This window comes from Corynebacterium sp., from assembly GCF_030538285.1.
Taxonomy (GTDB): Bacteria; Actinomycetota; Actinomycetes; order Mycobacteriales; family Mycobacteriaceae; genus Corynebacterium.
Window position 1 is genome coordinate 1 of record NZ_JAUNUG010000013.1, and the last position, 12,333, is coordinate 12,333.

10 protein-coding genes and 2 pseudogenes are annotated in these 12,333 nt (G+C 62.0%); 4 read left to right on the forward strand and 8 right to left on the reverse strand.

Features of this window, described 5'->3' with window-relative positions:
* Positions 1-68: 68 nt before the first annotated feature.
* Positions 69-218, forward strand: a pseudogene (locus Q4G50_RS06025) (IS1380 family transposase); the annotation flags it as partial.
* A 28-nt stretch (positions 219-246) separates the two neighbouring features.
* Here Q4G50_RS06025 and Q4G50_RS06030 read toward each other — a convergent pair.
* The 6 genes and pseudogenes from Q4G50_RS06030 to Q4G50_RS06055 form a co-directional block, all read right to left on the reverse strand.
* Positions 247-1,512: pseudogene (locus Q4G50_RS06030) on the reverse strand (IS3 family transposase).
* 141 nt (positions 1,513-1,653) lie between these two features.
* On the reverse strand, positions 1,654-2,433 hold the full coding sequence (locus tag Q4G50_RS06035; RefSeq protein ID WP_303376751.1) for a pentapeptide repeat-containing protein: 780 nt from the start codon (positions 2,431-2,433) through the stop codon (positions 1,654-1,656).
* A gap of 102 nt (positions 2,434-2,535) precedes the next feature.
* Positions 2,536-4,326, reverse strand: a complete 1,791-nt coding sequence (locus Q4G50_RS06040; protein WP_303376752.1) for an LGFP repeat-containing protein — start codon at positions 4,324-4,326, stop codon at positions 2,536-2,538.
* A gap of 260 nt (positions 4,327-4,586) precedes the next feature.
* Positions 4,587-5,285, reverse strand: coding sequence for an NAD(P)H-binding protein (locus Q4G50_RS06045; protein ID WP_303376753.1), 699 nt, complete (start codon positions 5,283-5,285; stop codon positions 4,587-4,589).
* Positions 5,286-5,307: 22 nt separating this feature from the next.
* Positions 5,308-5,811, reverse strand: a complete 504-nt coding sequence (locus tag Q4G50_RS06050) for a DUF1990 domain-containing protein (protein WP_303376754.1) — start codon at positions 5,809-5,811, stop codon at positions 5,308-5,310.
* Entirely contained in the window at positions 5,808-6,047 is a 240-nt protein-coding gene (locus Q4G50_RS06055) for a PLD nuclease N-terminal domain-containing protein (RefSeq protein WP_303376755.1), read from the reverse strand. Before Q4G50_RS06055 ends, Q4G50_RS06050 begins: the two co-directional genes overlap by 4 nt.
* Before the next feature lie 84 nt (positions 6,048-6,131).
* On the opposite strand from Q4G50_RS06055, the gene Q4G50_RS06060 reads away from it, so the two are divergent.
* Together Q4G50_RS06060 and Q4G50_RS06065 are read left to right on the forward strand one after the other, a co-directional pair.
* Positions 6,132-8,786 carry a cation-transporting P-type ATPase gene (locus Q4G50_RS06060; RefSeq protein WP_303376756.1) on the forward strand — a complete coding sequence of 885 codons (2,655 nt, stop codon included), beginning with the start codon at positions 6,132-6,134 and terminating at the stop codon, positions 8,784-8,786.
* 33 nt (positions 8,787-8,819) lie between these two features.
* The gene (locus Q4G50_RS06065; RefSeq protein WP_303376757.1) at positions 8,820-9,560 is read left to right on the forward strand and encodes a glutamine amidotransferase; all 741 of its coding nucleotides are present in this window, start codon (positions 8,820-8,822) and stop codon (positions 9,558-9,560) included.
* A gap of 179 nt (positions 9,561-9,739) precedes the next feature.
* Here the strand turns inward: Q4G50_RS06065 and Q4G50_RS06070 are convergent, their stop codons facing one another.
* Positions 9,740-11,371, reverse strand: a complete 1,632-nt coding sequence (locus tag Q4G50_RS06070) for an ABC-F family ATP-binding cassette domain-containing protein (RefSeq protein ID WP_303376758.1) — start codon at positions 11,369-11,371, stop codon at positions 9,740-9,742.
* Positions 11,372-11,403: 32 nt separating this feature from the next.
* On the opposite strand from Q4G50_RS06070, the gene Q4G50_RS06075 reads away from it, so the two are divergent.
* A complete protein-coding gene (locus tag Q4G50_RS06075) occupies positions 11,404-11,922 on the forward strand; it encodes a hypothetical protein (protein WP_303376759.1) in 519 nt (172 codons plus the stop codon).
* Here the strand turns inward: Q4G50_RS06075 and Q4G50_RS06080 are convergent, their stop codons facing one another.
* Entirely contained in the window at positions 11,923-12,294 is a 372-nt protein-coding gene (locus Q4G50_RS06080; protein ID WP_303376760.1) for a carboxymuconolactone decarboxylase family protein, read from the reverse strand. It lies immediately after the preceding gene.
* Between the last annotated feature and the right edge of the window lie 39 nt (positions 12,295-12,333).

Here is a 12,333-nt window from a genome sequence, read left to right on the forward strand (position 1 = left end):
TCCGGGTGCTATCGATTCGTCAGAACACTGCTACTGGACGCACGTCCCTAACACCCATACTCCCGCTGGTGTCAGCATCCTTCGACGACCCGAACCTCGTGTCCACCGCCGGCCTGGTCCCGATCATGCGACTGGCCGACGAAGCCGGGCTGACTGCCTTGGCGCAGAATCGGTTGAGCGTACCGACCGATAACGGCGCGAACGCAGGTGCCAAGATCGCCTGAACCGTTACGATAGTTGCCGCCGTTAGATTGGCTGAGCCACCTTCTCAGGTGACTCGGTGATTGTAACGTGCCCGACCCAGTGGGCTTGCTCACACTCCGCAGGAGGGAGCATGCCCAAGGTGGGGTGCAATCGTCGGTTGTTGTACCACTGCACCCACGACATGGTCGCGAGCTCGACATCCACGATCAACTCAAGCCGCTCCCGGGGTGAAGATCCTCGATCCGACGCACTCGGTCTTATACAGCCCGTTGATCGACTCCATCAGCGCATTGTCATAGGCATCACCCACGCTGTCGATCGACGGCGTGATCCCCTGCAAGGCCAAGTTTTCGGTGAATCTCACCGCCGTGTACTGACTACCGGCATCCGAGTGGTGGGTCAGTTCCCCGGCCACGACGGGGTGCTGGATCCGGTCGCGTTCCCACAACGCCAGGTGCAGCGGGATGCGCACCAGTTCCACCCCGCGGGAGGTCTGGGCATGCCAGCCGACGATGCGCTGGGAGTATACATCGACGATGAAAGCGACATACACCCAGCCAGACGCAGTGTGTACATACGTGAAATCCGCTACCCACTCCCGGTTGGGGGCCTGGGCGGTGACATCCCTGTTGAGCAGATCCGGGGCACGGTGCCCGGCCCCAGCAACCGAGGTGCGGGGTTTCGTCCGACGCCTGGAGATACCGTTCATCCCGACCAATCGCATCAACCGGTCAACGGTGCAGTCCGCCACCGAGTAACCCTGACTGTGCAGGTGGGCGACCATCTTTCGACGGCCGTACAGGGATTCCGGGGTGTCCTTCAGGCCGTAGAGGACATGGAGGATCTGCGCGTCTGCCACCGTCCTGGCCGCCGACGCAGCGTTCTTCCAGTGCCGGTAAGTCCTCGCCGCAACCTGCACGCCCTGCTCACGCAGGACACGACAGACTGACTCGACGGCGAAGCCCTCGTCTCTCATCTGATCGATGAATCCGATGATCAACGGTTTCGGGGGTCGAGCTCCCCGGCGAAGAAAACCGTGGCCTTCCTCAGGATCTCGTAGGCCTCCCGCAGTCGCTTGTTCTCTTTGCGCAGGCGGTTCATTTTCTCGTTCTCCTCGGTGGTGACACCGGGTGCGTGGCCGGCGTCGACCTCGGCCTGCCGGACCCAGTTACGCAGCGTTTCTCGGGAAACCCCCAGCTCCTCACCGATGGCCATGCACGCCGCAGTCAACGAGCGGTAGTCATCACGGTGCTGCTGGACCATCCGCACGGCCCGGGCTTTGAACTCGGGGTCGTAGGACTTCTTCATGATGCTGATCCTTCCTCATCGGAGGACGGCACGAAACCCATGACGGTTCAGAGAAGATCGTTCAATATCGTTTGGCCATCCCGCCGTTGGTGCCGACCCAACTCTTGACTCGGATCGATGAAGCCCTAGGGGGCATTGACGTCAAAGAACTTGTACGCCGGGCCATCGCTTCATTACCTGATCACGGCCCTCTTTGTCTATGGATGATCCATCCGGAAAAATAGTAGAACCGGTCACCCTTGCTCCGTCGAAGGTGTCTAAATTGCAAGTGGCCCCGGTAAAGTCGGCCTGGTCCAGATTCGCACCGTCAAAGATACATCCTTCCAGATTAGAACCGGTGAAAGAGGCAAAAGCTAGTTCACATCCTATGAACGACGATTTGAACATATTCCCACGAACGATCAATCCTGTTGCTCTAGATTGTTCAAAACTGGAGCGCCAGAAATTGCCATTGAAGGTGGTGGATTCAAGATTGGCACCGGAAAAATTTGCTTCATTAGCCGTGGCGTCATCGAATTCCGTGTAACTGAGGTTTGCTCCCTGGAAAAGTAGTCTAGAAAGGGTCACCCCGCTAACCCTGAGGTGGGACAGGTCAATATCCGAAAAATCTACCCTTACCTCGACAGTTGGATTCTCAGGTTCGAGAAAGGCGGCTTTCCACTGATAGTTGGGGACGAACTGTGGCATATCGAAGATGGTGACAACTTGTCCACGCTCTTCGCTCAGCGGGCCAGCGAATCGTGAACACAACCCTGACAATGCCGCTTCTCGAGCACGAACAGTTGGATCGCTGTGGCGGGCGAGTATGTCCCCGGAGTCGATAAAGGTTATAAGAAGGTTGATTATCTCCTGTAATCTTCCTGTGGCGGAGTTCAGGTCAGTGATGGACCAGGAGTCTGCGAGGTGAAGCAAATCGTACACAGCGACGAGCCGAAGAAGAGAGGACCTGGATCTTAGGCTTCGGGAGGACTGGAAGAATCGTTCATCTAATCGCTGGCTCATCGTCATGTCTTTCATGGCCCCTTAGTACCTCAACTTGTTCCAGAGGTTGACGTAGTCGGGACAGCGGGAAGCTCGGGGCTCAGTGCGTTCATCACTTTTGCTGTGATGGCACCACGCTGTCACTACGCCCACCGGAAAATTATCTCTAGATTTGGTGGGATCCTTGGCGGGATAGTTCTTATATTTGTTCATCGAAACAGGGCGGAAGATTGCTGTGAGGTAGATGGGGTCTTCGACGTTCCGACATCCTGCTCTAGGTTCAAACATGTACTCCCTGCAATCTACAAAGTAGACCCTACTCGTGTACTTGAAGTTGTTTGTTTCAGTGCCTCCAACGTTATTTTCGCGCTGCGTCTTGATCAAATGGTAGATCATGTCTCGATTAGACATGTTGTGCTTCTTGGTGAGCTTTTCATATCCCCACCCGTCGTCACTTCCGTTTGCATATTTCGTGTAAAAACCGTTTCTGACGACATATCGGACTTCTTCCGATCCTGCCGGCCAAGCGAGCTTCCTCAGGATTCCTCCAACTGCTCCGCCGACGATGATGCCACTTCGGGATGCCTGGTCATCTGCCAACGTAGTCATCTGGGGTGAATCGTCTGCCACTAGAGTTAAGGCGGTTGATGAGCTCAAGTCCTCCAGGGAAAGTAGAGGAGTATCCCTCCTTATCAAACCGATGTTATCTCCGGAGCCGAATGCAATGGCGTTGGAAAATTCTTGGGCAGTAGATTCGGCAGCGCTGAGTACATCAGGAATAGGGAAACCGAGATCATCTTCTGTCTCATAAAGAGAGTGCCAGTAGTTATAGAGTTGCCCAGTCATCTCTCTCGCACCGAAAGGTCCAGACCAGGCGATTGCTCCTCGATCTTCGAACGGGACGAGATGGAAAACTCCTGGAATTTCCGCGGTTTCGTCGCTTTCTGGGAATCCGAGTTGGCCGGTTTCCCGTCCCAAGGCGTCCCATACTTTCTGGGTGGCCAGGTACATGAACCGGGTTTGCCGGTCGTTGCGCCAGCTGATCGTGCCGTTGGAAAAGTTATTGTAGAAGTACTGATCACCGTTGGACTTTTCATTGGTGATGGGGATGCCGATGGCATGGTGAGATCCCCCCAGCTGGTCATAACGCTGCTTGATATCGCCCCAAACCGCGCCACCTGTTAGAGGGTTATAATTGTTGTCGCCTCCCTGAAAAGTCTGCATCTGGGAAAGAGGAATATTGATGTCGATGGGGCCGGAGGTTGGGTAACCAAGCGGTCCAGACTCCCAACCGAGGGTTCCCCACTGACGCATCCCATCAAGGGTGACTGTGTGTGCCCCGATGTCAGGGTGCCAGTAGATCGACCCGCCGTAGAACTCACTTCGCTTTCCTATCCCGTCAGGGTTGGTCAACTCATTCGACTTCGGCGGACCAAGCCACGACAGCTGGCCGCCTACCTGCCGGTAGGCATCCAAGATGGCTCCGCACACCTGACGTCCTGTGGGCCACATGGTTTCACAACCAGTAGTGGCAAAGGTGCGGGGCTGTTCGGCACGCTGCGCTTCCTCAATTTCAACCTGGTCAGCTTGCTCTTTACTCACCCCTTCGGGAAGTCCAAGCACATCAGACCGCATTTCTCCTGTAACCAAGGTGCTCTTGGGTGCAGGAAGGGCAGCGTTCTTATCTGCAGCGATTACGACTTGCTGTTCATATTCAGCAACTACCTCTGGATGATCCAGTTCATACTGAATCAACTTATCTTCAACTGACGGCTCGTTCCTATCCGAAACATAATCGGATTGCTCGATCCCCATCTCTAGCTCAAACGGCACTAACTCTTCTGGCTGGGCATGAGCGACCGGGGGTACCACCCCGAGTGCTATTAACGCCGAAAGGACGGCACCAACGGTCCTTCTCTGAATCACCTAGAGCACTCCTTCCTGAAAGATTAATACGATCTTCCTAACCATAAACTGCCAGAAGACCTGAATCAGGTCAACGAAAATTAAGGAGACAAACGGTACCCCTGAACGGGTTGAAATCCCTAGTCTCTTAGCCTCGATCCACCGAGGGCACATCGGTGGATCGAGGCTTAGAGGCCCTTGATCTCCTCCTGCCCCGCGGCGGCGCCACCTGGGGCGTCAATAAACGGCAGGATCTTGCGCTGCGGAAGCGCATCGCGCCCGGCCAATTCCACGAGGACGTTGGCGACCAACTCACGCGACGTGGTCACCGTGTCATCGGAGGGACGGGCATTATCGACGACCGCGAGCCCACCCGCCGGCTCCAGCGTCAAACGCCCCGGGGCCAGGATGAGGTACTCGAGCTCAGAGTCGAGCAGGTGTCGGTCCACCGTCTCCTTGGAGTCGGCGTAAGGAAAGAAAGGATCTTCCGGATCGATGCCGTGGTCCAGCGAACCCAGGTAGGAGACCATGAGGAAGCGCGGCGGGTTGTCCAGCTGCTCCAGCCCGAGGATGCAGCTTAGGGCACCGTCGCGGTCAATGGCGTAGGTGGCGGCGGCGCCGTCCTTGCCACCGTTGCCGGCGGTCCAGATGACCACGTCGTAGCCGTCCAGGTGCTGCGCCCAATCCTCCGGGTGCAATGCCGTGAGGTCGCGGACGAACGGGGTGGAACCGAGGGCCTCGATATCAGGGGTCTGATCGACGTTGCGGATCAGCGAGGTGACATCCATCCCGGCCTTGATCAACCGCGTGGTGGCCAATTGGGCGACCTTCCCGTGGCCGCCGATGATGAGAACCTTCTTCTGACTGGAGTGCTGTGCGTCGCTCATGCAATCCACCCTACGGAAACTTTCAGGGTCGCATGCCGGCCACGTAACGACGATTAGCCCGCCGCTGCATCATCCGCGCCAGCGGGCCGGTGAGCTTGGCCAGCCACCAGGCGTGCCGCGAGAAGGCGATGACCCGGCCTGTCACGGTGCCGTCGGCAGCCATATCGATGAGGAATGCCTCCTCCCCCGATTCCACGTGCGCGGGCAGCGTGCCGTAGACGAGCAGGGTGCGGGTGGGTGTGTGTTCCTCCCGGATGATCAGGCACGATGATGTGGTCGGCCCGTAGTGCAGCCGGACCAGCTTGCCACGGCGTTGTGCGCGAACCCCCGCATGGGCGTGGGCCTGCCAGGTCAGTAGTTTCTCACTGGCTGCGGCGAAGACCTCGCGGCCGTGGCCGAGAACTGCCGCATGGTCGGTGATTTTCCAGCGCCGCAGCCCGATCTCCTCCGGAGCCCGGCCCTGGGCCAGGCGGAGGGTAGCCAGCTGCAGATGCGCCGGATAGGACAGGTGGCCGCGGGTGATCACTTGCGGCCGAAAGCCCAGTAGGCTGCCGGGCCGATGCCGTTGAGCAGCTGGGCCAGCGCCCACGCCCACTTCGGTCCCCGCACCCGGGAGGCCGGACGGCGATAGAGATCCACCCAGGCGCCGATCTTGGCGGCGAGTTCGACGGCGACTCCGGCAATCAGCGACACCCGCGAACGCGTCGACATGTCATTGAACTCGGTGCGAAGCTGGGACAGGGACGGGTTTCGGCTGCTCATGACGCTAATTTTACCAGGAGAGACGCAGCGCCGTCGGGACGCGCCATCAATAAGCCGCATCGCACGCGCGTACAGTGGGTGTATGTGAATGCAGCACCCTACGCCCACGATGTGAACACCGTTTTCGAGGACCTGGGCAGCCGCCCCGGGGGTCTGAGTTCCGCCGCTGCCGCCCGCGCTCTCGAGGAATACGGGGAGAACGCACTGCCCCAGGCCGCGGAGGAAACCTGGTGGCAGAGGCTGTTGCGCCAGTTCCAGGACCCGATGATCTACGTGCTCATCGCGGCGGCCGTGCTCACGGCCGCGCTCGGCGAGGTGGTGGACACCATCGTCATCGCCGCGGTGGTCATCATCAACGCCGCAGTCGGGTTCTTCCAGGAGGGTAAGGCGGCGGACGCGCTCGCCGCGATCCGCGACATGCTCTCCCCCTCTTCCGAAGTGCTCCGCGACGACACCTGGCACACCGTCGACTCCTCCGAACTGGTCCCCGGCGATGTCGTGCGCCTGCGCCCAGGCGACAAAGTCCCGGCGGATCTGCGCCTTTTTACTTCCTCCAGCCTGCGCGTGGAGGAATCGGCCCTGACCGGCGAGTCCGTCCCCTCGGACAAGCAGATCGAGCCGGTCACCGAGGGGGCGGACCTCGGCGACCGAACCTCCATGGCGTTTTCCGGCACGACCGTGGCCGCCGGCACCGGCCTGGGTGTGGTGACCGCCACGGGTGCTGATACCCAGATCGGCCACATCACCACCATGCTCGATGAGGTGGAGGCCGCAGAGACCCCCTTGACCCGCTCGATGAGCCGTTTCTCCTCGATGCTCGCGGTCGGTGCAGTGCTGCTGGCTGCGCTGATGATCGGCGTATCGGTCATCATCTATGACACCGGTTGGGGCGAGGTCCTCATGTCGGCGATCGGTTTCGCCGTCGCCGCCATCCCCGAGGGCCTGCCCGCAATCATGGCGATCACCCTAGCACTCGGCGTGCAGAAGATGGCTGCCCGCAACGCCATCACCCGCCGTCTGACCTCGGTGGAAACGCTGGGTTCCGTCACCACCATCTGCACCGATAAAACCGGCACGCTCACCCGCAATGAGATGACGGTGCGCGCCGTCCACACCCGCAATCACATCTATGACGTCACCGGCACCGGTTACGCCCCGAAGGGGCGCCTGCTTCTCGACGACCGCGAGATCACCGTAGGCGAACACCCCGACCTTGCACGCATGGCCGAAGTGGCGGCATATGCCAATGACGCGGGCGTCGAGAAGCGGGACGGGCACTGGGTGCTCATCGGTGAGCCGACTGACGGTGGCATCCGCACCTTCGCCCTGAAAGCCGGGGTCGACGATCAGCGGCGCCGCATTGACGTGGTGCCCTTCGATTCCGAATTTAAGTACATGGCCACCCTCGACGACATGCAGCAGGGCCCGGTCATCCACCTCAAGGGTGCACCCGACCGGCTGCTCGACCGCTGTGACCGGCAGTCCGATCCCGAGGGCGGCACCGAGCCGCTCGACCGCGCCTACTGGGAGGACAAGATCGAGGAGTTGGGGGCCCGGGGCCTGCGTGTGCTGGCCGCGGCCTGGCGCCAGGGCGAGGGCCTGAGCTCCCTGTCCGTCGACGACATCGATGGCGGCGGTTTCGTCTTCCTCGGCCTCTACGGCATCATCGACCCGCCACGGGACGAAGTTCTCGAGGCCGTCCGCACCGTCCAGGAGGCCGGTGTGCGGGTGCGGATGATCACCGGCGACCACGCCTCCACCGCCTCCGCCATCGCGCGTGAGGTCGGTCTGCGCGGCAACCGCGCCATCACTGGCGCCGAGCTGGAAGCCGCCACCGATTCCGAGCTGCAGACCATCGTCCGCGACCACGACGTCTACGCTCGCACCTCGCCCGAGCACAAACTCCGCCTCGTGCAGGCACTGCAGGCCAACGGTGAGGTTGTCGCCATGACCGGTGACGGCGTCAACGACGCCCCCTCCCTCAAGCAATCCGACGTCGGCGTGGCCATGGGCATCAAGGGCACCGAGGCGACGAAGGACGCCGCCGACATCGTGCTCGCCGACGACAACTTCGCCACCATCGCCGCCGCCATGAAAATGGGTCGCACCATCTACGACAACCTCCGCAAGGCGATCGTGTTCATGCTGCCCACCAACGGTGCGCAGGGCCTGGTCATCTTCGTCGCCATGCTCGTCGGCATGACCTTGCCTATCACTCCCCTGCAGGTCCTGTGGGTCAACCTCATCACCGCCGTCACCTTGTCCCTGGCCTTGAGTTTTGAGCCCGCTGAACCCGGCATCATGCGACGACGACCCCGCAACCCCGAGGCCGCCCTGTTGGACTCCGAGGCCATCCTGCGCATCCTCTACGTCTCCGTCCTCATCGGCGGCGCCACCATCGCGGTGTTTCAGTACCTGCAGATGAACGGCGCCTCGCTCGAGGTCTCGCGCACCATTGCCGTCAACACCCTGGTCGTCGGCCAGGTCTTCTACCTCTTCTCCGCACGCTTCTCCCGGGTCAGTGCCCTGCGGAAGGAGTTGTTCACCACCAACCCAGTCTCCTGGTTGTGCGTGGGAATCATGTTGCTGCTCCAGCTGGCATTCGCCTACCTGCCGTTCATGCAGGCGGCGTTCCACACCACCTCGGTGGGGCTGCTCAGCTGGGGCGTGCCGATCCTGGTGGGCATCATCGTCTTCGCCGCCGTGGAGGTGGACAAGCTGATCCGTCGCCGGGTTTAGGAGCCGGGCCGCAGCCTGACTAGACTACTTGGTATGCCCGGAACGACCATCCATCCCCGCAAGCCCTTCGCGCTCCTAAGCACCCGCCCCGAGGACATCGCGGCTGCCGCTGAGCTGGTCAGCTTCCGGGAGAAGATGGGCCTGGGAACCTCCGGCATCGTGCAGCACCGCCTGGAAGCCCGCGAACTCGGGCGCCTCGACCTGCGCGACTTCTCCGGCGTCCTCCTCGGCGGCAGCCCCTTCAACGCCTCCGACCCGGTAAAATCCCTGCTCCAGATGCGTGTCGAGGCCGACCTGGCCCGCCTGATGGACGAGGTCCTCGACCGCGATTTCCCCCTGTTCGGCGCCTGCTACGGGGTCGGCACCGTGGGCACCGCCATCGGGGCGCGCATCGATAACACCTACGGTGAAAAACCCAAGGTCATCGAAGTGTCCATTGTCCGGGAAGACCCCCTACTGGAGGGCATGCCCGACACCTTCCACACGATGGTCGGCCACAAGGAGGCCGTGGCGGTACTGCCGGACGTGGCCACGGTCCTGGCCACCGGGCAGGACTGCCCCACACAGATGTTCCGCGTGCAGGACAACGTCTACGCCACGCAGTTCCACCCCGAGCTGGCACCGGAGGCCTTCGAGCAGCGGCTGCGCATCTACGCCGACGCCGGCTACTACGAGCCGCACGAGCTCGATGAGATCCTCGCCGGCACCCGCGGGGTCGACCTCACAGTGGACGATCGGATCCTGCGGAACTTCGCCACGCGCTACGCGCGGTAGGTGCTACAGCTTATCGAACTGCTCGATCGCTCGCACCGCGGCGGATACTGCAACCGGCACCAGCTGGGGAAGCGGCATGCCGACATGCCTGCTCAAGGCCAACACCGCTTCCTTCAGTTCGATGACCCGGGCGCTCCTGGTCAGACTTCCTGTTGAACATGCCCACAGGATTTCCAGGATTAGGCGAGCTCGACGATCTCCATGTAGGCGTCTGACCAGAGGTCCTCGTCGCCGTCGGGGAGGACGATGACACGCTCCGGCTCCAGGGCCTTGACGGCACCGGGATCGTGGGTGACCAGGACGACCGCACCCTGATAGGTGCGCAGAGCATCGAGGACCTGTTCGCGGGACTGGGGGTCGAGGTTGTTGGTGGGCTCGTCGAGAAGCAGGACGTTGGCGCGGGAGGAGACCAACGCGGCCAAGGCCAGACGGGTCTTTTCACCACCCGACAGTGTGCCGGCAGGTTGCTCGAGCTGTTCACCGGAGAACATGAAGGCACCGAGTAGACCGCGCAGGTCCTGCTCACCGGCTTCGGGGCAGGCCTCGATGGTGTTCTGCCACACGGATTTACCTGGGTCTATCGTGTCGTGCTCCTGAGCGAAGTAGCCGATCTTGAGGCCGTGACCGGTGACAATGCCACCCTCACCGTCGGTACGTTCCACACCGGCGAGCAGCTTGAGCAGAGTTGTCTTGCCGGCGCCGTTGAAGCCGAGGACGACGACGCGGGAACCCTTGTCGATGGCCAGGTCGACGCCCGCGAACACCTCGAGGGAGCCGTACATCTTGGTCAGACCCTTGGCGAACAGCGGGGTCTTGCCGCAGGGTGCGGGTTCCGGGAAGGAAATGGCGGCGACGCGGTCGGAGACCCGCACCTCGTCGAGGGAACCCAGCATGCGGTCCGCACGGGCCAGCATCTGTTTGGAGGCGGCGGCCTTGGTGGCCTTGGCACCGAGCTTGGCGGCCTGCTTCTGCAGGGCGGCGGCCTTCTTCTCGGCGTTGGCGCGTTCGCGGCGGCGACGGGCCTCATCAAGGGCGCGGGCGTCTTTGTACTTGGAAAAGCCCATGTTGTACACGTCGGCCTCGGCGCGGACGGCATCGAGGAACCAGATCTTGTTGCACACGTCATCGAGAAGCTCGACGTCGTGGGAGATCATGATGAGCCCGCCCTCGTGCTTGGACAGAAAGCCACGCAGCCAGGTGATCGAGTCGGCGTCGAGGTGGTTGGTGGGCTCGTCGAGAAGCAGGGTCGTCGCGGACTTGCCGGAGCCGCTCGTCGCGGCAAAAAGAATCTGCGCTAATTCGACGCGGCGGCGCTGGCCACCAGAGAGGGTGTGCAGCGGCTGGTCGAGGATGCGGGCCGGCAGGCCGAGGTTGTCGCAGATCTGCGCGGCCTCGGAATCGGCCTCGTAACCGCCGAGGGCGTAGTACTGCTCCTCGAGGCGGGAGTACTTGCGGATCGCGGCGTCGCGCTTGCCGGCGGTCTCCGCGCCCTCCATGATCTCCTGCTGGCGTTCCATCGAGGAGCGGATGCGGTCGAGGCCCCGGGCCGAGAGTACGCGGTCGCGCGCCGTCTGATCGATGTTGCCCTCGCGAGAATCCTGCGGCAGGTAGCCGATCTCACCCGAGGAAGTCACCTCGCCGCCGTAGGGTTTGGTCTCCCCCGCCAGTATCCGCATGGTGGTGGTCTTCCCGGCACCATTGCGACCCACCAGTCCGATACGGTCGCCAGGCTGCACGCGCAGGTGCTGGCCAGGGGCAGTCAGCAGCGTGCGGGCGCCGACGCGTACTTCGAGGTCATTGGTGACAATCACAAGGGGCCATCCTATCAATCTAAGCTGAGGCCATGAACGTCGGTCGCGATTACATCGTCGAGTACAAGGCAGGTCAATTCCAGCACGGCTCGCTCGTGCTGCGTTTCGACGCCGAGCCCTCCGAGACTCAGCTCCGCGCTGCTCTCGTTGACTATGGGCTCCCAGCGAAAGCACTCGAGGAGATTCGCGCCCGCCCGCTCGGCTCCGAACGTGTGCGCCCGGCACCGGAGCAGCGAAAACCCGCGCCGGTCACGCGAGCGTCGGCAAGTACTTCCCGACGCGGCGGTGGCGTCATCGTCATCCCCCTCATCATCGGCCTGATCGGATTCGGGATGTTGCAGGCAGAACCCGCGACGGATCTCGGTCAGGTGGCGGGTATGACGGCGTCGGGAAGTAGCTGGGCCCATTGCTCTGATCGCCTGGACGTGGCACGCGCGGGCGACGACAGCGGGATCATCGGCTCCCAGTTCTCCAGGTGGCCGACGGCCTTCGTCATCTCCCCGGCGAACGCCGCGTTCATGGTTACCTGCCTGGGCGAAGCGATAGAGTAACTAGCCTTCGACGGCGGCCTTCATGCAGCGCATCGCGGCGAGGGTCTTGGGCACGCCGATATAGGGCATGAGGTGGATGATCGATTCGCCCACCTCCTGCTCGCTCATCCCGGTGACGTCGAGTGCCGTCTTGATGTGGCCGGTCAGTTGCGGCTCGACGCCACCCATGGCGGCCAGGGCGGCGATGTTGAGCAGCTGGCGGGTGCGCAGGTCGATGCCCTCGCGCTGGTAGGTGCCGCCGAACACGGCGCCGACCACCCAGTCGGAAGCACCCGGGGCATAGGCGTCGAGCTGTTGCTTCCAGGCGGCTGTGCCCTCCGGGGTCTGCGTCTGCGCGACGAACTCGTTGCCCTTGTCCATGCTGAAGGTCATGTGTCTTCTCCCTTGTGGTGTGGATAGCGAAAACCCCGG

Excerpts from the sequence above, each read along its gene's own strand:
- Q4G50_RS06045 (WP_303376753.1), bottom strand. The coding sequence starts at position 5,285 with ATGAGCGACGCACAGCACTCCAGTCAGAAGAAGGTTCTCATCATCGGC.
- Q4G50_RS06055 (WP_303376755.1), bottom strand. The coding sequence starts at position 6,047 with ATGAGCAGCCGAAACCCGTCCCTGTCCCAGCTTCGCACCGAGTTCAAT.
- Q4G50_RS06065 (WP_303376757.1), top strand. The coding sequence starts at position 8,820 with ATGCCCGGAACGACCATCCATCCCCGCAAGCCCTTCGCGCTCCTAAGC.
- Q4G50_RS06075 (WP_303376759.1), top strand. The coding sequence starts at position 11,404 with ATGAACGTCGGTCGCGATTACATCGTCGAGTACAAGGCAGGTCAATTC.
- Q4G50_RS06080 (WP_303376760.1), bottom strand. The coding sequence starts at position 12,294 with ATGACCTTCAGCATGGACAAGGGCAACGAGTTCGTCGCGCAGACGCAG.